Genomic DNA, 23,055 nt, shown 5'->3' on the forward strand with positions numbered 1-23,055 from the left:
TCTCCTTTTCATTCTCTTGGATTTGCTCAGTTATCCATTCTCTGGGTTACTTTTTCCTGCTCTTTTTTTGATTTTTTTAATCAACTTAGTCTAGACTCCAGTACATGAGCGAAGACATCATGTTGGCTTAGGTAAAAACAAGACCCCAGTCACGGCGATCGGGCTATATCATGGACCGCTTTCCATGCTGGAGTTACTATCATTACGCGGTTTTCATTCCCTCACGCCTTAACTGACCAGTGCCATTTCAAACTAGCCTTACGCAAAAAAATACCGATAAAATTGAGTAACTGCTCAACCTAGAACAATCAACAAAAAACAGTGTTCGTATAACTTATAAATTAATAATTATCTTTATAATTTAATAAATAAAACAGTAATTCGCCATTTGTTTAATGAAAATGAAAACATTTAGATGTCTTTCAAATAAGCAAAATGGCTGAAACCCTGATTCCTTCTAGGTTGAGCAATTAAAAAACTGATAAACTCAACTTAAGACCGTACTCAAATATACAGCCCAAGAGGATTTGACATTGTTGCAACCCGAATTTTTATATCGCTTTCTAAAAGTTGCTGCTGTCAATGTGGTATCGAATATCACCATACCGCTATCGGGGGCAATCAGCGTGGCTTTCTTAGGGCATTTGTCAAGTATTAGCTATTTAGCAGGTGTAGCGCTAGGGGCGATTATCTTTGACTTTCTCTATGAGAGTTGCTCCTTTATCAAGTCTGGCACAACCGCGATTACCTCTCAAGCCGTTGGACGAGACGATCGCGAGGCGATACTGCTAGCAGGACTGCAAAATGCTTTAATTGCTTTAGGCTTAGGGCTACTTTTTCTGCTGTTGCAATATCCTTTAAGCAAGATCGGGTTTATATTGCTGAACGCGGCTCCCGATGTCCAACTTGCAGGGATTAGTTATTTCAATAGTCGGATTTGGGGTGCGCCTGCGGCTTTTGTCAACCTAGTCTTAATTGGCTGGCTGCTGGGACAAGAACAAAACCGTAAAGTTCTTTTATTAACTATTATTGGCAATGTTGCGAATGTTGTTCTAAATTACCTGTACATAGTCATTTGGAACTGGGCAAGTATGGGGGCTGGGCTTTCTCAAGCGATTAGTCAATATATAACCCTATTGGTAGCGCTGGTAATGATTGGGCGCGAAGTTTCTTTTAAAGAAATCGCAGGTTTAACAGGTAAAATTCTAAACTGGTCAGCACTGAAGGCGGCTTTTGTGTTGAATGGCAATCTATCAGTTCGCTCCATCGTGATCGTATGTATATTCATTCTTTTTAATGCTTTTAGCGCCACATTGGGAACTGAAGTTCTGGCGGAAAATGTTTTACTGTTGCAAATGGTGGCTCTCAGTATGTATATGTGTGATGGCGTGGAATATGCTACGGCGACTTTTATTGGTCAATTTCAAGGTCAGGGAGCAACGGATAAATTTGTTCCACTTTTGCAGATAGCTTTAGGCACTAATTTAGTAATTGGTGTGGTGGTTGGGCTGGCGGCTGTTGTTGGGGTTGAGCCCCTATTCCATGTATTTACTAGTCATGGTGAATTAATTGAAGCTGCTAAAGTTTATATTGATTGGATACCGCTTGTGGTTGTGAGCGCAGGATTTGCGTATATTCTTGATGGATATTTTGCGGGTTTGAGTGAGGGCGGTGCTGTCCGCAATTCTTACTTGGTGAGTGGTTTTCTGGGGATTACTTCTCTATGTTTAGCAACCTTTTATTTTCATAGCAATCATTTTTTATGGTTGGCTTTATCTTTATTTATGATATCTTGCACGTTAATTTTGGGATTGCAGATCCCGATGACGTTGCAAACAAATGAAGAATCAAATGAAGAAAAAGAGGCAGTTGTGAATCTATGAAATACCGAAAATTGGGTAATAGCGAATTGTTGGTTTCAGAAATTAGTCTTGGTTCTTGGGGGGTTAATGAGGGTGTAGAAAGGCAAAATGCCGAGGCTTGTATTCGTAAAGCCTTTGACTTAGGTATTAATTTCATTGATACTTCTAATTCCTATGCGGCGGGTGGTGCGGAGTCATTTCTAGGAGAAGTTTTACAAGGAATTGAGCGATCGCATTATCTGCTCGCCACCAAAGTTTTTTTCCCGATGTCACCGACCGATAAAGGACTATCTGCACCTCAGATCCTCAAACAAATTGATGCTTCCTTGAGTCGATTGCGTACCGATTATGTTGATCTCTATCAATGTCATCGCTATGATCCAGAGACTCCCTTAGAGGAAACGATGACGGCGCTCACGGAGGTAGTGCGTCAGGGCAAGGCGCGTTACATTGGCTTTAGTGAATGGAGTCCCGATCAAATTCAAGCAGCTTTTAGTTTTGCTGATACGGAACACTTTGTTTCTAGTCAGCCACAGTATTCGATGCTATGGCGCAATCCTGAAGCGGAAGTGTTTCCCCTATGTGCCGCCAATGGGATTGGTCAGATTGTCTGGTCGCCTTTGGCTCAGGGTGTCCTGACTGGAAAATATCAGCCCCAACAAGCTCCACCGAAAGATTCTCGTGCAGCTAATGATCAGATGAATTGGTATTTGTTAGAGGAGTTATTTAGCGATCGCATTCTTACTGCCGTACAGCAACTAAAACCGATCGCCCAAGAAGTAGGAGTGAGTATGTCCCAGTTGGCTTTAGCTTGGGTACTCCGTTCTGAGTATGTAGTTTCCGCGATTATCGGTGCTAGCCGTCCCGAACAAATTGTCGATAATGCGGCTGCATCAGGGCTAAAACTAAGCGATGAGGTACTGGCGGCAATTGATCGAATTTTAGGATCGGTCATTCGTAAATACTAAACTATGCAGGGTTCTATCATTTCTAGATGGCTCACATCATTCCAGACGACAAGACTCCAGCGTTCCTTTACATATTCAAAGGTGCAAAAGTTGGCATTATCTAGTTTGAACCGCCAAGTATTTCCCGATCGCAGATCGAGTACCATTTCAAAAAATCCCATGAGGACACAACCATGAGTTACCACCACTACGTTTTCATCGGAGTGACGTTCAGCGATCGCATTCAGGATACGAAAACCTCTAGCTCTGCACTGGGTTAAACTTTCGCCCTTAGGAATGATATATTCATCGCCAATCTGTTCGTAGTCTTGTCGTTCTTGGGGAAATTTTTCGTGCATTTCAGAGACAGTTAATCCCTCAAATATTCCCATATTCCATTCTCGTAATTCTGCATCAAAAATGATTTGCTTTCCACATGTCTCGGCAATTATATTGGCAGTTTGCACTGCACGCCCCAAGTCACTGCTATAAATGCTAGTGAATTTCAGCCGACGTAGGCGATCGGCAATGGCTTTAGCCTGTTGGATACCCTTAAAGGTTAAGGGACTATCGAGTTGTCCCATTACCTTATGTTGTACATTCGACTCAGTTTCACCATGACGCACAATGACCAATTTCATAAATCACCAATGATATTTAGCTAAATATTCTAAACCTAAGCGGGAAGAAAACATTAAGCCACAAGGTTCTTTCTTTTCGGGTAACAATCCATATTCTAAGAGAGTTTGAGCTTCAGTTTTATTGCTAATCCGAACTAAAGAAGAATGCTCATCCCAATATCCCGATCGCTCTCCTGATTCAAAATGGCGATCGCCTATTTCCGTTTGCACCACAAAGACTAAATCAACTTCTCCCGTAATTGGATGACCAGATATACCGATAAAACGAGTATTAGTCTCATTTAAAGTCATGGCAATTTTCATTTCTTCCCATAACTCCTGTTGAGCGTCTTGATAAAAATTGATGTCTTGAGATGTCGCCGCAAATGTCGCCCATCCGCCCACAAAGTTGAGAACACCTGTATAGTCCGATGAATTCAAGCGCCTACCAATATAGACATTTCCATCCGTAGTCAAAGGAATCACCGCTACCCCAATACCCCTAGCAAAATAGGCATAGGGATCTTGGTAATTTGTCAAACCTCGCAGCATCAACTTTAGTGATTCTAAAGGACTTCGAGTTATGTCTAGATGACATTGAGGGTAACTAGTCGGTCCAACTTCTAGGATGAAGGTGTCTTGACTGCGCTCCCAAAACCCAACTACGCCTGCCCCAGACCAGCGCACTTTGCGATCGTCATAACTTCCAGATTTGGTGCGATCGCTTAGCAAACCACTCTCAATCTGGGGATTAATCACGGTTTCTAAGTAAGCTTGAAACTGGGTGTTAAGTGGTTGATCATTGAGATCTTGAGAGCCATGTCCCTCTCGCACCTGAATTTTGGTGACATCTGCCACCTGTTCGGGATTAACCAAATGTAGAAAGTCATAACCAGAAGCGATCGCCTCAGATAATAAATTACCTTGAGGTAGATCGGCTAGAGCCGTAATTACTTTTTCGCGGTAGTACAGATAGTCGGCGGTTTGAGAAGGTGGTAATTCCATTTGCGATCGCTCCTATAACGCTGATAGAACTGTTAATAGAATTACTGACTTATCTTACGCAGAGGTCTAGCAAAGCCCTCACCCCCCAGCCCCCTCTCCCGCAAGGCGAGGGGGAGGAAGATTTTATTGTTTTCTTGTTCCCCCTCGCCTGCGAGAGAGGGGCTAGGGGTGAGGGCTTTGCTAGACCTCTGCGTAACATGAGTTACTGATAGAACCGATGAATTTCGGTGATCACTAAATCTAGTTCTTGTTCAGTCAGGCTATAGGAAGATGGTAACGAAATGCCACGCTCATAAGCGTTTGTACTAACGGAATAGTCCATACGCGGATCTCCCCAGCCTGCATAGCAAGGTTGCAGATGCAAAGGACAGAAAAACAGTCTGGTTTGAATTCCCTGTTTCGCTAAATAGTCCGCTAGTTCATGGCGATTTTCAGCATAAAAGGAAGTGAACCAATGCACAGGCTTACAGCGTGGATCGATGAAAAGAGGCTTTAACTGGGGTATATCAGCTAACCTTGACATATAAGCTTCATGGATTTGCTGTTTACGCTCAATGATGGTAGGTAGCTTTCGCACTTGAGCCACACCAACGGCTGCTTGCATTTCCGTCATTGCGAAATTAAAGCCAATCTGTTCATGGATAAAAGTGCCACGGCGAGATCGCCCGTGATTCTTCAGCCGCCGACAGGTTTCCGCGATCGCATCATTGTCGGTCAAAATAACCCCACCCTCACCACAGGTAATTGTTTTGTTACCATAAAAGGAAATCGCCCCCGCGTCTCCATAATAACCAACATGGCGATCGTTAAACTCCACACCGATCGCCTGTGCGGCATCTTCAACTACTTTCAAATCAAAGCGCTTTGCAAATTCAAGTACCGCATCTATATCGGCACTCTGACCATACAAATGCACAGGCATAATCGCCTTAGTCTTGTCATTGACCATAGTTGCTGCTGCCTCAACATCAATGCAGAGCGTATCGGCTCTAACTGGACAGAAAACAGGTTTTGCACCTGCCATAATTACCGCATTCGATGAAGCCACAAAGGTCATGTCAGGGACAATCACTTCATCGCCATCGCCAATATTCAAAGATTTGAGGATGCAATATAAAGCCACCGTACCATTGAAAACAGCAATTATATGTTCTGCCCCCGTTACAGCCTTCAGACTAGCTTCAAACTGTTCCGTTACTTTATTCTCAGTCAAGTAGGTGGAATCCATCACTCGCTTAACTTCCTGCCATTCACTATCATCAATCCAAGGTTGAATTTGAGGGATCATGCTAATGTATTTTTGTTTGTTTTTTCTTTGTCTCGTAACTTTTGTGCTGCGATCGTTAGTGATTTAAGCTAATCTAGTCTATCAACATCTAGTATTGTTAGTAATAAAAAATGTCTCAATATCCTACCAATAAAGAGATCCTCACATATTTCTTTGATATTTATAACAACAAAAATTACGAAGATCTCCATGATTACTTTGCAGCCGATTACTACGATCATGGATTGCCTCAAGTGAGGAGTGTAGAAGATGCGATTTCTATTCTTAAACTAACCCACACAGCCTTCCCTGACATTCAAGTAGTGATTAATGACCTCATTGAAGAAGGCGAAAAAATTGCCTTTCGCGGTTACTTTACAGCCACTCATCTAGGTGAATTTGCGGGAATTCCTGCGAGTGGCGCAAGAGTTGAATTTGAAGCTTTAGAAATCTTCAAGTTTGAAAACCATAAAGTTACAGAATCATGGGGATACTGGCCGATGACTGATATTTTGAGTCAAATTCAACAACATACAGAACAGAACTAAACTCTAAATATGAAAAATGCTGCGGATCTCATCGTAAGCTTGTTTTTGAACCCCCAGAGCAAGCCAAGTTACATGGACAAAGTAAGCAGATAAATTATCGTGATTTAGAGGATTATTGTCATAAGTATGGGTATAACAGAACTTGAAAGTACTATCAATATCCATATTTAATAAATTCATGTCAGAGTTTTCTAACATAAATCGTGAAATCACTCGTTGATCGTTCTGTCGGCTATCCATCATATATTTATCCACAAAATTATCAACTATATAGTTGAGCATCCGCAGATAAGCCCATTTGTAGCCAATGATAAATCCACTGTTAAGATATTTCGCCTTCTGTCCAGAATAATTATTCAGAAAGAAGGGAAGTGTATCAGAACTATGGTGACAAAATATAGTTTCTGCGCCAATAATCAGATCTTTCCCTGTATTTTTGAAGTCCGTTACTAACCCATTGGGATCATAACGAATACATAGCACATCATAGGCATCCGTAAACACGATGATGGAATTGTCCACAATATCAGTATCAGCAGCCAAAAAATCGCGAACCTTGAAAATCTTCGAGAGTAGCCCTAAATGCGGACTGTAAGTTTCAATAATTCGTAAGTTCCCCCGTAGTGATGAATATAGTGGTTGGACAAGTGGGCTATTGGCATCGCACAGGGTAATAAAAACAGGTTCTTCAAGCGGTTGCATCAGATTCAGCTCTCTTTGTTTTTTTAATTCTCAATTAAGAGAGAATGTAGCTCAAGATTTATACATCCATTTTACCTTATATGCTACTTGAGCAATTTATCTTTCTGAGTTTCATAATCACCCCAAGCAATACTGTTTAATCCTTGGCTGTATGATAAGTTCGAGAAAAGCAGATAATAATATCGTGATACAAAGCCAAATCAATAAACCTAGTGAGAAACTAAAAACCGTTCCCTGCCAAGGAAAGTATTTGTACATTAGTATAGCGCTCGGCGTATGTAATAGATAGAATGCATAGGAAATACTCCCCATAAAATTTAATTTTTTCAATATGTGTAATGCCAACTCGCAAGCCTCTCATTTCTAGTCCAGCTACCTTTGGGGAGATAGGAACAATAAATTGGCTTTACTTCTCCTCTCTTTCAAGGGAGCGCGATCTGGGAGTTCCACTTAATATCAATTCATAAGAAGTGATTGAAACAAACTAAGTAGTTGTTATTTTCGGAATCTGTGTTATATTTGCAGTATCTTACTCTATAGTTGAGTATAGAAATAACGGGAGGGATTGATAAATAAGAATTATACAAGAAAACAATCTCAGTTACTTGAGAGGTAGTCAGCATTTTATTGCAAATTACGATTACTTTCTTGTTTTATATTCTTTATAAAAACCAAATTAATCCTTAATTTATTGCTTTGCAATGATTTAAGGATTTCTCTTAGGGAAACACGGGTGGATATCACGGAAAGGTGAACCTAGTTTATAGGATAACCAATCTCTTCTTTATGCGTTTGTAGTTATGTTGATTTATTTTGTGAAAATGAAGTTGATTGTGATGTTTGATACTGATTTATCTTCGGTTTTAGGTCAAGTAAGTTCTTTTTTATCTTTGTCACCTCTGTCTGAAAATTTACTCTGGGTAGGACTGGGTTTGCTCGTTGTAGTTGCTAGTATTCTGTATTTTTTCAATCAAAACAAAGTCAAGCTTCCTCAAAATATTACAGAACAAGCCAAAAATTTTACCGATAAAATTCAAGAAGAAACGGGAGAGCTAGCTGACATAGCTCAAGACAAAATCGACTTGGTTATTAGCGAATATAAACGGCTTCTTCCTTATGTAGAAGAATTAGGTTTAACAGTTCAGGGTTTTAGCATTGAAGCTGGACTATTACCACAAGTTAAAACGACTTTGATCGGTTCTATAGATAAGATCAAACCAGAAGCGATTGAACGTATCAAAAAAGAAAATGAAAACAACAAATTATTAGTTGCTATTCTTAATGCTGTACTTATGGCTAAAAAGTGTCATCAACAACTTGAATCTGTTTATATTTCAATTTTGAAAGACATTGTTGTTGACATTAAACTGGGTATTCCACCTAGTATTTCAATTCGCTTTCAGTAAATATTTGTAATACCAAGATTACACCTTAGGAACGGATTGCAATAGAACGTTCTGAATAATCTGCGTTGCATCATCAAGATATGAATTAACACGATGGCTCTGGACTGTTAAAGAGTGATTGAGTTTGCATTAAATGAGCCTTTCAGCAACTATCCCCAATTAGTTGACCAATGCCTTATCCACACAAACTAGAATATGAGTAAAATCATAATAAGCTACAACTTTTAGTTCTAATTCAATAGAATGAAAACTTTCCCAACAGTCTTTAGGGAAAAGCTAAATACAATGTATAATCACTAAAGCTTTGTAAATTCGATTTTGCCTAACCATTCCTAAACTTTTATTATTTCTATGACTACTGAACGAACAATTGTTTTCTCTACCAAGCATCAAGTGAAAATGATCGATCCAGTTACGCCAGATATTGATAAAGATTCCGTATTCATGGATTTATATCAACAGGTCATGCCCTACACAATGACTAGTAAAGAGGCGGTTTTTGCCCTTTACACATCAGTTAATTATGTTCTGGATCGAAATATTCCTGGCGATATTGTCGAATGCGGAGTTTGGCGTGGTGGTAGCTCTCTACTGGTGGCGCTGATTCTGAAGTCACGCAACATTAGCGATCGCAAACTATATCTGTATGACACATTTCAGGGAATGCCCACCCCTACCGAATTTGACATTGACAAACGCGGAAACACAGGCTTTGAAATGATCGACAAATATGGAGATGATATTGGTTGGTGTTACGCTTTATTGGATGACGTAAAAGCATCTTTCTCAGCCTATGATTTTGATTTTGAAATTCATTTTATTGAAGGAAATGTCATTGAAACCTTACCAAAAACCAAGCCAGAAACTATCTCCGTTTTGCGTTTAGATACTGATTGGTATGAATCCACCGCCGCCGAATTTGAGATTCTCTATCCTCGCCTCTCCACAGGAGGGGTTCTGATCATTGACGACTATGGATGTTGGGCGGGTTCACGGAAAGCCACTGATGACTATTTCGCTAAGGAACCGAAAATTATACTTACACGCATTGATAAGGAAGTGCGTTTGGGAATCAAGATTTAGTCATTAAACTATTGGGGGGTAGTGAAATTTATGACAACTACTGCACAAATAGAAACTGTCAATAAAACTGATTGCACTTTAGCAATACTGCGGACAGAATTAGGAAATAGAGAAAAAAGTCATTCATCGTATTAAGGTGCAGTTATTGGGTAGTCCTAAAAAGGAAAGGACACTCATAAACGTTCAAAAAATAAGATCGTTACTAGCTCTAAACTACAGGCAAAACGTGATAAACCCAATCCCTTCCTTTTTTGGACTACCTGAACACCAGCACCAAAAATGAATAGCACAAATTTTATACTACCCAGTCTACTCAGTAAACCCCAACAAAAGTTTCTGATAACGTTGTTTTCGACAATATTCGTGTATGACAACGATTCGTGTAAAATTTTATCGTGGCAGGCTTAAAAGCAATATATAGCAATACTTTCAGCGATTGATTTGAGAAAGGTGCTTGAACAATTTTACATTTCATCTTTTAATTGCCGAATTATCAAAAAGATTATAATATGCAATGCTCGAACAAGTTAATTACCAAAATCAACTACTCGCAATCATTCTATTGCACCGTTTCCAAGGAACAGGTATCCATTTCTTTACTCCAAATGAATTGTCTCAACAACTTGCCTATATGCATCACCCTATAGGCAAAATTATTGAACCTCATGTTCATAATCCTGTTCTCAGAGAGGTGACTTATACCCAAGAAGTGTTATTTATCAAAAAAGGTAAACTACGAGTTGATTTTTATAATGATCATCAACAATATCTAGAAAGCCGCATCCTTGAATCTGGTGACGTGATTTTGTTAGTTACTGGCGGACATGGATTTGAAGTGTTAGAAGAAATTGAAATGATCGAAGTCAAACAAGGTCCTTATGTTGGTGAACAAGATAAAACTAGATTTGTAGGTGTATCATCGAATCAAGCAAAGATCAAACTCTGATATCTCTTTTGTCCCAAAGCAATACTAAATTAAAAAATAGGATCATGATTGGGGTCAACAATATGTATCAAACTCTTCCCCCGCAAAAGTACCAACCATGTACGACTTACCCAGTCAAGACCCAGAAGGTCTTGGTTTGCCAGACGAATTTCATCTACTCCAACCAGAATTACTGCGCCAAACCTTTCGTTCCCCCTTCTACAAAGCTGAAAATATTTTCACAGCCAGAGACTTGAACATCTATTTATGATCTGTGCCATACTCAATGGGATTGGCTTGCTGTATTAGATGTTTCTCGTCTTTATAATGAAAGAGAACTACGCTTGATTTATGTTGTTTGGCAAGAGGGTGTTTATCCTTTTGTCGCCATTAAATTACTATCCTCAGGCACAGAAAAAGAAGATTTGGGTCAAACTTTGCGCTAAGTTAGTCAACATCCCGATAAATGGACAGTATATGAGCAGATCTTAAGGATTCTCTACTACACACGATGTGCAACTAACTACAGCAAAAAACTCACAGCCCAGAGTGTTAGAAAATAGGACTAACGCTATTAGTCCGAGATAATTATGATTACTTAATACGTTCGATGATCAGACCTTCGTTTTCTCGCAACTCAACGATTTCCCTCAATTTCCCTCCTCGGCGATCCATAAGGGTAGAGAGGATAACTGTTGATTGGTTACGAAACTCTATCGGTAATATCCATTCTTGGTATTCAGAACTGAAATTCAAAGCGATAAGAATGTCTGATGTCTTGTTAAAGCGGCGGTAGCAGAAAAGCTGTGGGGGAGAGTACAAAGAAATGTAATCACCAAGCTGTAGGGCGGATTGTTGCTGACGTAAATGTAAAAGCGATCGCGTTAAAGAAAGAAAAGAGCGAGAGTTCTGTTTTTGTGCCTTGACATTAAGACTATTGTAGTCATGGGTAATCGGTAGCCAAGGTTGGACTGATTCAGCACAGAAACCCCCATTAGGGGAGTCATCCCAAAGCATCGGAGTGCGTTCGGGATCGCGACCAACACCAATACCAGGAGCTTTTATTTCCCAAGGATCTTGGATATGCTCAGCAGGAATCCAGCCATCCTCCATCCCCAGTTCATCTCCATAATAGATTGTGGGTGTTCCGCGAAGGGTGAGCAATAGCATCATGGCAATTTTTGCTTGAGCAGGTCCAATTCGGCTGGCGAGGCGATGCTTGTCATGATTACTTAATGACCAATTCGGCCAAGCCTTTTCAGGAAGTAATCGCTCATAGCGATCAACCACTTCTCTGACGCTCTCGGCATTCCATTGACAGCTCGATGACATTAATTCTGAATTGAGCGGTAAATGTAGCTCGTCATCGGCTCCGTAATGTGTAACAATTTCTTCTAGGGATTTGTAGAGTTCTCCTTGCAAAAGGCGATCGCTATACTGATCAACCAGCGTTCGGAGCATACGATTATAATCGTGGATTTCTGGTATGTTTTTGCTAAAAACTTCAATCAGGCGATCAGATGGTTCCATTCCCATATGCCAGTCGGGATTGACGGGATTATCTCGAAACTGCAAATCCTTATAGGCTCGATAGGCGGCATCTACACGAATGCCATCCACACCTCGCTGTAACCAGAAATGAAGTACATTCAACATTGCTTCTTTTGCTTCAGGGCTACGCCAATTAATATCTGGTTGCTCTTTGAGAAACGAATGTAGATAATACTGCTCTGTTTTGTGATCCCACTCCCACGCCGAAAGCCCGTCAAAACGACCTAGCCAATTATTAGGCAAGCCACCATCGGCACTAGGATCTTTCCAGATATACCAGTCGCGTTTAGGATTCGTTCTCGAACTGCGCGATTCTTTAAACCAAGAATGTTGATCGGAGGTATGAGCCGCAACAAAGTCAATGACAATCTTGAGATGGCGATCGTGGCAAGCTTCGATCAAAGTATCTAATTCTGAAAGGTCACCAAAGATAGGATCAACATTAGTGTGATCGCTAACATCATAACCAAAATCAGCCATAGGAGAAGGATAGAATGGTGTCACCCAAATAGCCTCAATCCCTAACCATTTTAAATAATCAAGTCTCTGGATAATGCCTAATAAATCACCAATACCATCTCCATTGGAATCCTGAAAACTGCGTATATAAATCTGATAAACAACGGAAGATTTCCACCAAGGAGAATGAGCCATTTTGAATTTAGGTAGTAGGTTAAGTGGAATTAATGCAAAAAAAATTATCTCTTGGTATTCTATTGTTACATATTCGGTTGTACTTCTTCTGATAAAATTTGAAAAGACCCATAAATTGCTTTTCAAAAATAACTACTTGAGGAGCAATAATGACAGCACCAGAGAAATTGAATTTACCCGTAAAAGTTACCTACATCTTTACCCATCCCATTCGTTGGGTTCCCTTTGAGTTAGTTGCTAAATATATTGACAAGAGTAAATTTGCCATTGATTATATCATCCTCAATGAAAGCGATCCCATGATTTCTTATTTGCAGGATCTCAATATTCCTTGCACGGTTACTTCTTATCCAGACTATAGCAATACCCCAGAAATGGTCAAATTTCTCTACGATCATTTGCTAAAAAATCAGACTGATATTGTTCACACCCATTGGTTTGCTGGGAGTTTGGCAGGAATGCAAGCCGCCTATTATGCCAAGGTTCCCGTGCGGATTTTCACAAGGGAACACCCTTCTATTAAATACTATGCACGCCATGCGGCTAGTAAACATCGTTTGATTTGGGAATGTGCTACCAATGTGATTGGAGTGACCAATAAAAGCAAAGAAGGCATGATCGAAGATGGTATTCCTGAGCATAAGATTACACTGATACCGACAGGATTTGATGTTAGTGAATATGAGAATGTAGAAACTTCACGCATTGAGAAATTGCGAGCTAAATATTTGGGAAATCATCAAGGTCCTGTTATCGGAGTGGCGGCGAGATATGTCCGATGGAAAGGTGTTGAATATGTTATTGAAGCCTATAAAAAAGTTCTCGACATTTATCCAAACGCACTCTTAGTCCTTGCGGGAACAGGAATCGATCGCACAGACTTGCAAGAAAAAATCCGTAAGGCGCATAAAGAAGATATTGTGTCTCCTCAATACGATGATATCCTCAGCATTAGCGAAAAGCTATCACAATTACCTAAGCAGAGCTATATCGAAATCCCGTTTGAAACCGATCTGTTTGCGCTGTTTAAGCTATTTACTGTTTTTGTCCATGCACCGACAGATTCTATTCAAGAAACCTTCGGTCAGGTGTATGTAGATGCGATGCTTTCGCGAGTTCCTTCAGTAATTACCCTTGGCGGAAGTGCGGCGGATCATGCTGTTCATCAAGAAAATGCTTGGGTGGTTGATTATAAGAATAGCGATCAAATTTCTGAGGGAATATTAGCACTCTTAAGCGATACGCACCTTCGAGAAAAAATCATTAACAATGCTTTTCTTTGCGCTCAACAATATGACATTAAGAATCATATCCAACGACTTGAGCAATTTTATATTTCAGAGCTTAGTCAGGACAAAAAGTTGCAAAAGTAGGTGGGAAGGGATTTTATAGAATATAACCATATCAAAAACAAAGCCCCTATGAAAGAGATTAACCTATTGCTGCATTCCATTACAGCAACATCTGCAATGGAATGCAGCAATAGTAGTATTTGTGTCAATATTCTTGATCGCTCTCATAAAAGTAAAGACAGTAAATCTAGCCGAAATCGCTACAGGTTTTAGTAGTGGAGCTAAAGTTGAATCACGTTACAAGCGATTACAGAGATTTTTTCGAGATTTTGAAGTGGACTATGAAAGCATCGCTTTAATGGTCGTCAAAGTAATGAAAATACCCGAACCATGGGTAATCAGTATCGGGTATGGCAACGATTCGTGTAAAACTGTATCATGACAGGCTTAAAAGCTATTTCTAAGCCATGAATCATAAAAGTCAGAAGATGATCCCAACTTGGTATCTTGTTTTTCGTACTGTACTAATGAGTAGTTTGAATTTTTAGTATCCTAAACAACTTCAGAGTAGTATCTCAAAAATAGTTACACATCGCGTTACTAATTGAATATTTAACATTTTGTTAAATTAATTAATAAAAGTCACTGCAATTTCCCCCATCACTATAGTATGGTTTAAAGTGATGGAAAAAGAATATATGTAATCTTACTTCAAAAGAATACTTTTATAGTAGGATGTTTTCAGTATATACTTAGATCTGTTATTAAGATTATCTGGAACATAGATACTAAATCTTTTGCTAATATTTAGGGACAACCATACGGGGGGTGTCCTTAATTTTAAGCTGGAGATCTTGGCGACTGTGCTCCATTCCACTCCTAAATCTCAATATCAAAGTAATTCTCTTTATGTAACATTTAGTTGCTTGTAGCGTTTGTCAGACTATTGAGGTAAAGGTTTGTTTCCCCACCGCAGGCTGGGAAACAAACCTTTGTACCTTGCTTGATTGAAAATCGCTATATAAATAAGAGTCTATATTTCAGATTTTTATTTCTGTTCCTAACAAAAGGAAAGAAATTTAATTGTATGGAGATGCTTTCCTTTACTAGGTAAAGTCTAAAGAGTTATCTAGCTATCTGTTAATCACAACTTCTTTATGTCAAATTATGTCATCACAAAAAGATTGGGTTAATTTCGCGCTACAACGGCCTAACTATTTCCCGGGGCAGTACTTACTTGATGAAGACTTTGAGCTAGCCCATCGCTATCTCAGCGATCGCCAACGCTATGTCAACAGCCGTCTACATTTAGCAGGCATTGTTGAAGGGCTTGAAGTGGAGGCGATCGCTGGGCAACCTGAGGTGATCATTAAGTCGGGAACAGCTATCGATGGAGAAGGGAATCTAATTATCCTTCCCGAAGCCGTGACCAGAAAAATCAATAGCTTGGGCTGGCTATGTCTGCGCTATCACCAAGAACCCAAACTGTTACAACAGCCAGAAATTCCAGATAGTTATACGCGCTTTGAAGAGACACCTCTTATCACTCTAGAAGCCATTCAATCCGATGATGCCAAAACGATCACATTGGCTAAGGTAATGCTTGTAGATGAACAAGTAATAATCGACTCAAGTGTGCGCCAATATTCTGGCGTGCGTCTTCCGGGATCCGCAGAAGACATCACCCTCCGCAGTGATGGAAAGGACTTGGGCATTAAAGGCAATTTGACGGTGGCAGGTACGTTGCAATTGGGTGATACCCTCATTGAAGGGATTTCCCAGAGCATTCCCGCAGGAGCAGATCGCTCTAATGTCATCCCCTCAGAAAGGGCGGTCAAAGACCATATCGCGGCAGCTCTAGCTAATGCAGGCAAGCCCACGGGAGAAGCCCCTCCCGTTCGTCTTGCTGAGAAAGATGGCAAAATGGTGGGTTGGAAGATCAAGGGTTCAGAAGAAGACAATGACCCGACTTCTCTTTTGCGGTTGCTTGCTTCGGAGGATGGAGTTGAAAAGCCTCGCTTGACCGTCGAACGTGACACTGGAAAATTAATCGTCCATGAAACGCTTCGGGCGAAACATCTGGAGATAATCAACCCGATGCGCCATCGAATGTATCCTGCTGGCTCCACCGATCCCCAAAATCCGACTATATATCAAGACATTTTTGCTGCTGAAAAGGCAGGAGTGATCACTAAGTCAAATGATCTCCCTAATACCTCCTATGACAATACAACTTGGAAGGTAAAAGGATCTTATGCGTGGCGTGAGGCGATTCGTTATGGCGTAGGTAAAGAGGACAGTGGAGGCGCAATCGTTAAGATTCCCTCTGGCTATGACACAGTCTGGGTGAGGCTCGCCAATGCTCACGAGCATCATATTGTGAATGCTCAGTTTTCCACAGATGGTCAAGTATTCCGAAATTTGGGCAATTGGACAGGAGGATTCAGAAATAGCAATTGCTACTGTCCAGATGGGTCATTGGGGGACTCATCTCGACCCTATCACCAGTGGTTGCCAATTCCCGTAGGTCAGTCGGGGCAGGTGAAGCTGATTCATAAAGGTGATAATGGAAGGTGGTTTATGCTATCAGGGGTCGCCTTTAGCCAAAATCCATGGGGTCATGCAGCTCAATCGGCTTTAGGTTATTACTGGGCAGATCGCGTAAATCAAGGAGATCCTATGCTATGGGACAAGCATGATTATCACGGCGATATCTTAGCGTGCTTCGATAATTACATGACTTACGAAATTCGGGTTCCCGTTGTTCCTTCTGGTCGGGATAAGTTGTTGTATTTAATTGAACATAATGCTGATTGGAATGGATGTTTACATACAGGGCTTTCGATCAAAATCGGGGACACCTATCAATCCATTGAACGCTTTCTCGCCACCTATGACAATCCTTTTGCACGGCATTGGAATAGTAAGCCACATAACCGTTATATTGCAGCGCGTATTCCCGCCGATATGATTACCAAGGCGTTAAATCTTACTAATCCAAGTGATCGGATGACCCAACTGATCAGCATTAAGGTTGATCTAACCCTACAAGGGGAAGAACGTGACAAATTTGAGGACAGGATCTATTTCCGAGAAATTGGCTCTCACGATCTAGAACTCCCCTATTTTGTCTAAATAATCATTCTCGCTTGATTTTTACTATGTCAGGTATTTCCCTATGCAAGAACAATTGCAAAAACGACTTCAATCCCTAAAAACTGAATATGAAGCAGGGCAGCAAGTCTTGGCAAATTTAGAAGCTAAAAAGTCGGGCTTGCGCGAAACTTTGATTCGGATTAGTGGAGCCATTCAAGTGTTGGAGGAAGAACTGGCGATCGTGACTGAGAGCGGGAATGAGCAACCCACCGAACCTTTAGCCAAGGAGGAATAACTAAATGTTAGACGACTTGGACAGTACCCTCAAAAAGTTTCTGATTCATAAACTGCCAGATTTACAAAACTCAGAGGAAACAAGTGTTTCCATCAGTTTTGAGCTGCCAACAGAAGGAGGGATGCAGCAGAAGCCCGCAATTAATCTTTTTCTCTATGATGTGCGAGAAAATTTAGAATTGCGGAGTCGAGAATGGACGATGCAACGTCGTGACAATGGCACGGCTGTTAAAACCCAACCTCCAGCAAGGATAGATTGTTCTTATCTAATTACCGTCTGGGTAAATGCTGATGATCCGCAACAAGAACACCATATCTTGAGCAAAATCATGAAATTGCTGTTAACTCATTCAGTTATACCTCCCGAAATGTTGCAGGGGAGTTTACAAAACCAAGAATTGCCAGTGGTGCTAACTGCTATGCAGTCTGGCTATTTGCAAAGTCCAAGTGAATTTTGGCAAGTAATGGGTGGAAAGGCTAAAGTTTCGTTACATTGGACTGTCACCATTGCTATACCGATTGAGAAAGATACTGGAGAATTTCCTCTGGTCTTGGAAAATGTTCCTCGACTCTCACGGCTGTCCTAATTTCACCCTGTCATGGTTTTCATTTTGCTTACTGCAAAATGAAAACCGCAAAAACTGAATGGGATTGATTTTTTGTTTTCAAATGAGCAGGTACTCATTAAAAAACTGCTATAAGTCCACAATTTTAACTCTCATTAAGCCCAGATGTTAAAGCAAAAACGCCGCCATCAAGTTGCATTAGCAGGACAAGTCATCAATGCTCTCACTGGTGATGCGATCGCGGGGGCAAGGATCAAAATCGTTCAGGCTCCAGATAAATTTATTGATGTTGTGATTTTCAAAGCCCAACTCTTCGGTTTACCCGACAGTTTATGGATGAAGCAATCATATTCAAGAATTCTGAATACCTCTCTTGAATACTTATCACCAATAATTCAAGAGTTTCAAGAACGCCTGATTAATCCCCAGATAAATAATAAGGAGAAACTAGAATTATTCAAAACACTAATAGCTGATCCATCTCTAAATAATTGCCAAAAATTTCAATTACTACAGAATCTTCTGGATTATTTTCAATCTGACAAAATCATAAATACTGAATGTTCAGAACGAACATATTCCACCTTGGATGGATGGTTCTATTTTACTGATTTACCAACAGGTACTTATCGATTAGAAGCATCACTTCCTATTGCTGGAATGCGTTATGCAAATACTACAATTGAAGTAGAAATTTCTGATATAAAAAGTAATGTTGAATCGGATCTAAATATCCCTTTTTCTGATAGAATAAAACTAATTCTAAAGCTCAATCCAACAACAGTTTTTGGAAAGGTCATTGATTCAATAAATAATGAATTAGTTGACATGGCAAAAGTCAAAGTTTATCAAAATGAAGACTACGCTATTAGCTCTAAAACAGTTAATCAAAACGGGCAGGGAAAATGGAATTATCGTCTAGTTGCGTTAGAGCCAAATAAGCCTTTCACAACTTTAATAGTATCGGCTCAAGGTTATGTAACCCAACAGCACCAAGTTTATTTAGAGACAGGAGATATCAAACAACTCGATTTTCAGTTAGTTTCTCAGTGATCGTTGATTTAGTTTATGTAATCAATCATTACCAATTTCAGGTAAAGGAATAGATAAGAATGCCTACCTATTTGTCGCCAGGTGTCTACGTTGAAGAAGTTGCTTCTGGACTGGCTCCCATTGCAGGAGTTGGAACAAGCACAGCGGGGTTTATTGGAATTATTTCACTTGCCTCTTTATCTCCTGTTGCATCGACTAAAACAAAGTCGAAGAAAGATCCTATTGGTGATGAGCTAGTACCCACTCCACCACCAACAGTTGAGCCAAATCCTCTTGCGAAAAAAGGCGACTTTATTATTGGAGATGACCAATATTCAGTTGTACTGCAAGACCAAAAGAAGGCTGAAGATGCTGTCATACTTGCCACATCCATCAAGGTGGGTGAAGTCCAGCTTTGTACAAACTTCAGTGAATTCAAGAAGTATTTTGGAGATTTCTCTACTGATCCTGGACAAAATATCCTTGCCCATGCAGTTTATGGCTTTTTTAGAAATGGTGGAACTCGCTGTTTTGTTACTTGGGTCAAAGCCGAAAAAGATATTGATGTTGCCTTAGATCGATTTGAAGCAATTGACGAAATTGCGATCGTTGCAGCTCCGGGGGTAACGGAAAAATCGACACTTGGTAAAATTGACATTCACTGTCGTCTATTAGGCGATCGCTTCGCCATTTTGGACACAGGAGAAGACATTGAAGTAGATCAGGAGAAACTCGAACCAGGCGGATCAAAATCTACAATATTAGGTAACTCTGACTACGCAGCAGTATACTTCCCTTGGATTCAAGTCTTTGATCCCATCACCAATGCTCCCAAATTCGTCCCACCTAGTGGTTATATCGCTGGGGTTTATGCCCGCGTCGATAATCATCGTGGAGTCCACAAGGCTCCTGCTAATGAGCCTATATTGGGTGCAGTGGGCTTGAAGCAAGAAATTAGCAAGATTAAACAAGAACCCCTCAACCAAATGGGGATTAACTGCATCCGCAATCTTAATGGGAACATTCGGATTTGGGGAGCAAGAACCTTAGGAGCAGGCAAAGACAATCCCGACTTTAAATACATCAATATTCGGAGACAGTTCAACTATATCCGTGAATCAATTGATGAAGGGACACAATGGACAGTCTTTGAACCCAATACCCCAGAGCTTTGGGCGAGAATTCGTCGCAATATTTCTGCATTTTTAACCAATGAATGGCGTAAAGGCGCTTTATTTGGGACAACTCCCCAAGAAGCATTCTTTGTTAAATGTGATGCTGAAACCAACCCGATTGATGTGCGGAAATTGGGACAGGTGGTGACAGAAATTGGCGTTGCGGTGATTGAACCTGCTGAATTTGTGATTTTCCGTATTACACAAATCGTGACAGAAGATAAAGCTTAAGGATAAACAAAACGCCCACAATTATCACGGGAAAAATTGTCTAGTGAGTCTCTTTAATTCTCCTTATCCAACATTAACTGCACCGGGAGTCATCCTTCAGGATATTGCCTTAATTCCGAGAGATGGCTTAATAACTGGTGTCCCAGTATTTTTGGGAGTTACTCAATCTCAAGACAATCAACCGCTTGAATTGCTTTCAATCCCCAAAATGCTCACTCTTTGGCCGCAGTTCTTACAGCAATTTGCAGACTATCCAGTGAGTGACTATTTAACCCATGCGGTACGGGGCTTTTTTGAAAACGGGGGGCGTTTATGTTATGTCCTACTGCTGCCAAATGTTTCCCAATACGATACTTCTTTTACTTTGTCAATGGATACCCTTGGTCAGGGATTACAAACCATTGAAGCTCTGAATACTATTGATCTCATTTGTGTGCCTGACATCATGCAATTGACTTCAATCCGCGAGATCATGCAGTTACAAGCCTTAGTGCTTGAACACTGCGATCGCATGGGCGATCGTTTTGCCATTCTCGATAGCCTTAACACCGCTAATCTTGAGGAAATCAATCAACAGCGACAACAGCTCATTGGCAACAATGGCGCAATTTACGGGTCTTGGATTATGGTTGAAACAGTTTCCTATCCTATTCCACCCTGTGGACATATCGCTGGGATTTATGCCCAAAATGATCGAGAAAGTGGTGTGCATCGCGCTCCAGCCAACTATGTAATCAAAGGTGTTCTAGACATTAGTCTTGCCTTATCGGCTTCAGATTGGCAACGTCTTAATATCGAGCATGGTGCTGGCGTGAACTGGATTCATAGTTTTAAGAGTAGAGGTATTCGTGTTTGGGGAGCGAGAACTGTTAGTCAGGTTCCAGGCTGGCAATACGTGAATGTTCGCCGTTTAATTATTACTGTTTTACGGTGGGCTGAACATAATCTGATGGGAATTGTTTTTGAACCCAATGACACAACATTATGGACTCGTATTGCACGAGAACTGACTGTTTACTGTGAATTCCTTTGGCAGAAAGGCGCACTTCAAGGTCAAGAACCCGAAGAAGCATTTTATGTCAAATGTGATGAAGAAACAAACCCTTTAGAGGTTCGCAATGCAGGGCAAGTGGTGGCTGAGGTGGGTTTATCACCCACAACCCCCGCAGAGTTTATTGTTATTTCCTTAATCCATGGAAGTAGCGGTATCACCTTTGCCTAGACTGTTACTAATTATTCACTTGATTTTACTAAGGGAGAATAGATTCCATGCCGAATATTAAAGATACCCACGATCCTTATAACAGTTATAACTTTTGGGTGGAATGGGATGGTATTGTCCATGCTGGATTTCGCGAATGTAGTGGATTGACGGGAACTCGAACCGCTAGTACCTATCGTGAAGGGACAGATAAAAACTTGGCTCAACGTCAACTTCCGGGTTTGAATAGCTTCGGCAACATCAGCTTGAAACGGGGCTTTACTGATAACGATGAGTTGTGGAAATGGCATCGCCAACTGCTTGATGGTGAACCAGAAAGAAAAAATGTCTCTATTATTTTGGCAGATGATAAAGGCGAGGAAAAAATTCGTTGGAATTTGGAGAACTGCTGGCCAACTAATTGGAATGGACCTGAGTTTAATGCGACTGGTAGTGAAGTAGCGATCGAGTCATTGGAACTAGTTCATGAAGGCGTAACTGTTGGTTAATGAATTAAAAAATGTATCAAACTGAATTTCCATTTACTTTACCGCATGGCTATGTTGACTCTGAAGGATGCTTGCATCGAGAGGGAGTCATGCGACTCTCCAGAGCCACAGATGAAATTACGCCACTCCGCGATCCTAGAGTACAGAAAAATTCAGGCTATCTAGTGATTATTCTGTTAGCAAGGGTAATCACTAGATTAGGTACGATCGAGCAACTCAACACTAAAATTATTGAGGAGTTGTTTTCTGGAGATTTAGCTTATCTTCAGGATTTCTACCAACGGATTAATCGAAATGGTCATACGCGATTTCGGGTTGCTTGTCCCCATTGCAACGGTGAATTTGAGGTAGAAACAGACCTAGTGGGGGAGTGACATGCTACCCCCACAAGCGTCTGCTAGAGGAGGTAGCATACCTTTCCTATCATTTTCATTGGTCTTACGAAAACGTGCTAAATATGGAGCATTGGGAGCGTCAACAATGGGTTTCGCAAGTTGCTCAGATTAATCAACAAATTAACAAACAATCGAATCACGGTCGTTCATGAATTTTAAATTGATTTGTTTAGATTACAGATTGTTATTGTTCCCATTTGTATAGAGGCTAGGAAATGGCACAATCTCAAAAGAAAGGAGAAAAAGAAAAACCTCGTGATCCCTATATGGCTTTTAATTTTGCAGTTGAAATTGAAGGCTTAACGGTTGGTGGGTTTTCCGAGGTGATTGGCTTAAGCGGCAAATTAGAGCTTGAGACCTATGTGGAAGGTGGGGTTAATCATCATATTCATCGCTTTCCTAAGCAAATGGATTATCCGAATTTAGTCTTAGTTCGGGGATTAACAGAAAGGGATGATCTTTGGAAATGGTATGAGGATGTGACTCGCGGTAAAATTCGTCTACAAAATGGCACGATCATCCTAAAAGACAGTAAGCAATCAAAAGTGATCGCTTGGAATTTCAAAAAAGCATATCCTGTGGCATGGGAAGGACCGCAATTAAATGCAACAGGTACACAAGTTGCTTTTGAGCGCATGGAATTAGTCCATCGAGGTGTGTACAAAGCCTAGCATTCTAGAATTTCAGTCCTGTT

24 protein-coding genes are annotated in these 23,055 nt (G+C 40.6%); 19 read left to right on the top strand and 5 right to left on the bottom strand.

The features are described from left to right. The first annotated feature begins 533 nt into the window (after window positions 1-533). On the top strand, window positions 534-1,883 hold the full coding sequence (locus H6G05_RS21555) for an MATE family efflux transporter (protein ID WP_190581411.1): 1,350 nt from the start codon (window positions 534-536) through the stop codon (window positions 1,881-1,883). Further along, on the top strand, window positions 1,880-2,830 hold the full coding sequence (locus H6G05_RS21560; protein ID WP_190581413.1) for an aldo/keto reductase family protein: 951 nt from the start codon (window positions 1,880-1,882) through the stop codon (window positions 2,828-2,830). Before H6G05_RS21555 ends, H6G05_RS21560 begins: the two co-directional genes overlap by 4 nt. On the opposite strand, the gene H6G05_RS21565 is transcribed toward H6G05_RS21560, so the two are convergent. From H6G05_RS21565 to H6G05_RS21575, 3 genes are all read right to left on the bottom strand, one after another. Next, a complete protein-coding gene (locus tag H6G05_RS21565) occupies window positions 2,827-3,450 on the bottom strand; it encodes a histidine phosphatase family protein (protein WP_190581415.1) in 624 nt (207 codons plus the stop codon). The two genes, H6G05_RS21560 and H6G05_RS21565, sit on opposite strands and share 4 nt — an antisense overlap. 3 nt (window positions 3,451-3,453) lie before the next feature. Then, the gene (locus H6G05_RS21570; protein ID WP_190581417.1) at window positions 3,454-4,434 is read right to left on the bottom strand and encodes a hypothetical protein; all 981 of its coding nucleotides are present in this window, start codon (window positions 4,432-4,434) and stop codon (window positions 3,454-3,456) included. Between the two features lie 202 nt (window positions 4,435-4,636). Next, window positions 4,637-5,722: a DegT/DnrJ/EryC1/StrS family aminotransferase gene (locus tag H6G05_RS21575; protein WP_190581419.1), complete on the bottom strand. Its 1,086-nt coding sequence runs from the start codon at window positions 5,720-5,722 to the stop codon at window positions 4,637-4,639. Window positions 5,723-5,832: 110 nt separating this feature from the next. On the opposite strand from H6G05_RS21575, the gene H6G05_RS21580 reads away from it, so the two are divergent. Then, window positions 5,833-6,249 (top strand): ester cyclase, encoded by a 417-nt coding sequence (locus H6G05_RS21580; RefSeq protein ID WP_190581421.1) that lies wholly within the window; start codon window positions 5,833-5,835, stop codon window positions 6,247-6,249. A gap of 3 nt (window positions 6,250-6,252) precedes the next feature. Here H6G05_RS21580 and H6G05_RS21585 read toward each other — a convergent pair whose 3' ends face one another. Continuing rightward, entirely contained in the window at window positions 6,253-6,951 is a 699-nt protein-coding gene (locus H6G05_RS21585) for a glycosyltransferase domain-containing protein (RefSeq protein ID WP_190581424.1), read from the bottom strand. 836 nt (window positions 6,952-7,787) lie between these two features. Between H6G05_RS21585 and H6G05_RS21590 the strand changes: the two genes are divergently transcribed. The 4 genes from H6G05_RS21590 (at window position 7,788) to H6G05_RS25130 (ending at window position 10,636) form a co-directional block, all read left to right on the top strand. After that, window positions 7,788-8,357 carry a hypothetical protein gene (locus H6G05_RS21590; protein WP_190581426.1) on the top strand — a complete coding sequence of 190 codons (570 nt, stop codon included), beginning with the start codon at window positions 7,788-7,790 and terminating at the stop codon, window positions 8,355-8,357. Between the two features lie 351 nt (window positions 8,358-8,708). Continuing rightward, complete coding sequence (locus tag H6G05_RS21595) at window positions 8,709-9,440, top strand: TylF/MycF/NovP-related O-methyltransferase (RefSeq protein ID WP_190581428.1); 732 nt, start codon at window positions 8,709-8,711, stop codon at window positions 9,438-9,440. 514 nt (window positions 9,441-9,954) lie between these two features. Next, window positions 9,955-10,386 (top strand): cupin domain-containing protein, encoded by a 432-nt coding sequence (locus H6G05_RS21600; protein ID WP_190581430.1) that lies wholly within the window; start codon window positions 9,955-9,957, stop codon window positions 10,384-10,386. Window positions 10,387-10,483: 97 nt separating this feature from the next. Next, the gene (locus H6G05_RS25130) at window positions 10,484-10,636 is read left to right on the top strand and encodes a hypothetical protein (protein ID WP_199310721.1); all 153 of its coding nucleotides are present in this window, start codon (window positions 10,484-10,486) and stop codon (window positions 10,634-10,636) included. A 323-nt stretch (window positions 10,637-10,959) separates the two neighbouring features. On the opposite strand, the gene H6G05_RS21610 is transcribed toward H6G05_RS25130, so the two are convergent. After that, window positions 10,960-12,570: an alpha-amylase family glycosyl hydrolase gene (locus H6G05_RS21610; protein ID WP_190581432.1), complete on the bottom strand. Its 1,611-nt coding sequence runs from the start codon at window positions 12,568-12,570 to the stop codon at window positions 10,960-10,962. Window positions 12,571-12,719: 149 nt separating this feature from the next. On the opposite strand from H6G05_RS21610, the gene H6G05_RS21615 reads away from it, so the two are divergent. From H6G05_RS21615 to H6G05_RS21665, 12 genes are all read left to right on the top strand, one after another. Then, the gene (locus H6G05_RS21615; protein ID WP_190581434.1) at window positions 12,720-13,943 is read left to right on the top strand and encodes a glycosyltransferase family 4 protein; all 1,224 of its coding nucleotides are present in this window, start codon (window positions 12,720-12,722) and stop codon (window positions 13,941-13,943) included. A 121-nt stretch (window positions 13,944-14,064) separates the two neighbouring features. Beyond that, the gene (locus tag H6G05_RS26070) at window positions 14,065-14,304 is read left to right on the top strand and encodes a hypothetical protein (protein ID WP_190581436.1); all 240 of its coding nucleotides are present in this window, start codon (window positions 14,065-14,067) and stop codon (window positions 14,302-14,304) included. A 725-nt stretch (window positions 14,305-15,029) separates the two neighbouring features. Continuing rightward, on the top strand, window positions 15,030-16,997 hold the full coding sequence (locus tag H6G05_RS21625) for a hypothetical protein (RefSeq protein WP_190581438.1): 1,968 nt from the start codon (window positions 15,030-15,032) through the stop codon (window positions 16,995-16,997). A gap of 43 nt (window positions 16,998-17,040) precedes the next feature. Next, on the top strand, window positions 17,041-17,253 hold the full coding sequence (locus tag H6G05_RS21630) for a hypothetical protein (RefSeq protein WP_190581439.1): 213 nt from the start codon (window positions 17,041-17,043) through the stop codon (window positions 17,251-17,253). Between the two features lie 4 nt (window positions 17,254-17,257). Next, window positions 17,258-17,839: a DUF4255 domain-containing protein gene (locus H6G05_RS21635; RefSeq protein WP_190581440.1), complete on the top strand. Its 582-nt coding sequence runs from the start codon at window positions 17,258-17,260 to the stop codon at window positions 17,837-17,839. A gap of 144 nt (window positions 17,840-17,983) precedes the next feature. Then, a complete protein-coding gene (locus tag H6G05_RS21640; RefSeq protein ID WP_190581442.1) occupies window positions 17,984-18,871 on the top strand; it encodes an MSCRAMM family protein in 888 nt (295 codons plus the stop codon). Window positions 18,872-18,930: 59 nt separating this feature from the next. Beyond that, window positions 18,931-20,256: a phage tail sheath family protein gene (locus tag H6G05_RS21645; RefSeq protein WP_190581444.1), complete on the top strand. Its 1,326-nt coding sequence runs from the start codon at window positions 18,931-18,933 to the stop codon at window positions 20,254-20,256. Between the two features lie 43 nt (window positions 20,257-20,299). Then, a complete protein-coding gene (locus tag H6G05_RS25475) occupies window positions 20,300-21,478 on the top strand; it encodes a phage tail sheath family protein (RefSeq protein WP_190581446.1) in 1,179 nt (392 codons plus the stop codon). Window positions 21,479-21,525: 47 nt separating this feature from the next. Beyond that, complete coding sequence (locus tag H6G05_RS21655) at window positions 21,526-21,966, top strand: phage tail protein (RefSeq protein WP_190581448.1); 441 nt, start codon at window positions 21,526-21,528, stop codon at window positions 21,964-21,966. 11 nt (window positions 21,967-21,977) lie between these two features. Continuing rightward, a complete protein-coding gene (locus tag H6G05_RS21660) occupies window positions 21,978-22,340 on the top strand; it encodes a phage tail assembly protein (RefSeq protein ID WP_190581449.1) in 363 nt (120 codons plus the stop codon). Next, complete coding sequence (locus tag H6G05_RS26075) at window positions 22,337-22,513, top strand: DUF6760 family protein (protein WP_408962491.1); 177 nt, start codon at window positions 22,337-22,339, stop codon at window positions 22,511-22,513. Before H6G05_RS21660 ends, H6G05_RS26075 begins: the two co-directional genes overlap by 4 nt. A gap of 63 nt (window positions 22,514-22,576) precedes the next feature. After that, complete coding sequence (locus H6G05_RS21665) at window positions 22,577-23,032, top strand: phage tail protein (protein ID WP_190581451.1); 456 nt, start codon at window positions 22,577-22,579, stop codon at window positions 23,030-23,032. Window positions 23,033-23,055 lie beyond the last annotated feature (23 nt).

Source organism: Phormidium tenue FACHB-1050, assembly GCF_014696925.1.
Classification (GTDB): Bacteria; Cyanobacteriota; Cyanobacteriia; order Pseudanabaenales; family Pseudanabaenaceae; genus Pseudanabaena.

Excerpts from the sequence above, each read along its gene's own strand:
- H6G05_RS21590 (WP_190581426.1), top strand. The coding sequence starts at position 7,788 with ATGTTTGATACTGATTTATCTTCGGTTTTAGGTCAAGTAAGTTCTTTT.
- H6G05_RS21600 (WP_190581430.1), top strand. The coding sequence starts at position 9,955 with ATGCTCGAACAAGTTAATTACCAAAATCAACTACTCGCAATCATTCTA.
- H6G05_RS21565 (WP_190581415.1), bottom strand. The coding sequence starts at position 3,450 with ATGAAATTGGTCATTGTGCGTCATGGTGAAACTGAGTCGAATGTACAA.
- H6G05_RS21640 (WP_190581442.1), top strand. The coding sequence starts at position 17,984 with ATGTTAAAGCAAAAACGCCGCCATCAAGTTGCATTAGCAGGACAAGTC.
- H6G05_RS21580 (WP_190581421.1), top strand. The coding sequence starts at position 5,833 with ATGTCTCAATATCCTACCAATAAAGAGATCCTCACATATTTCTTTGAT.
- H6G05_RS21655 (WP_190581448.1), top strand. The coding sequence starts at position 21,526 with ATGCCGAATATTAAAGATACCCACGATCCTTATAACAGTTATAACTTT.
- H6G05_RS21660 (WP_190581449.1), top strand. The coding sequence starts at position 21,978 with ATGTATCAAACTGAATTTCCATTTACTTTACCGCATGGCTATGTTGAC.
- H6G05_RS21630 (WP_190581439.1), top strand. The coding sequence starts at position 17,041 with ATGCAAGAACAATTGCAAAAACGACTTCAATCCCTAAAAACTGAATAT.
- H6G05_RS21625 (WP_190581438.1), top strand. The coding sequence starts at position 15,030 with ATGTCATCACAAAAAGATTGGGTTAATTTCGCGCTACAACGGCCTAAC.
- H6G05_RS21585 (WP_190581424.1), bottom strand. The coding sequence starts at position 6,951 with ATGCAACCGCTTGAAGAACCTGTTTTTATTACCCTGTGCGATGCCAAT.
- H6G05_RS21665 (WP_190581451.1), top strand. The coding sequence starts at position 22,577 with ATGGCACAATCTCAAAAGAAAGGAGAAAAAGAAAAACCTCGTGATCCC.
- H6G05_RS21610 (WP_190581432.1), bottom strand. The coding sequence starts at position 12,570 with ATGGCTCATTCTCCTTGGTGGAAATCTTCCGTTGTTTATCAGATTTAT.
- H6G05_RS21595 (WP_190581428.1), top strand. The coding sequence starts at position 8,709 with ATGACTACTGAACGAACAATTGTTTTCTCTACCAAGCATCAAGTGAAA.
- H6G05_RS21615 (WP_190581434.1), top strand. The coding sequence starts at position 12,720 with ATGACAGCACCAGAGAAATTGAATTTACCCGTAAAAGTTACCTACATC.
- H6G05_RS25130 (WP_199310721.1), top strand. The coding sequence starts at position 10,484 with ATGTACGACTTACCCAGTCAAGACCCAGAAGGTCTTGGTTTGCCAGAC.
- H6G05_RS21560 (WP_190581413.1), top strand. The coding sequence starts at position 1,880 with ATGAAATACCGAAAATTGGGTAATAGCGAATTGTTGGTTTCAGAAATT.
- H6G05_RS21645 (WP_190581444.1), top strand. The coding sequence starts at position 18,931 with ATGCCTACCTATTTGTCGCCAGGTGTCTACGTTGAAGAAGTTGCTTCT.
- H6G05_RS21635 (WP_190581440.1), top strand. The coding sequence starts at position 17,258 with ATGTTAGACGACTTGGACAGTACCCTCAAAAAGTTTCTGATTCATAAA.
- H6G05_RS21570 (WP_190581417.1), bottom strand. The coding sequence starts at position 4,434 with ATGGAATTACCACCTTCTCAAACCGCCGACTATCTGTACTACCGCGAA.
- H6G05_RS21575 (WP_190581419.1), bottom strand. The coding sequence starts at position 5,722 with ATGATCCCTCAAATTCAACCTTGGATTGATGATAGTGAATGGCAGGAA.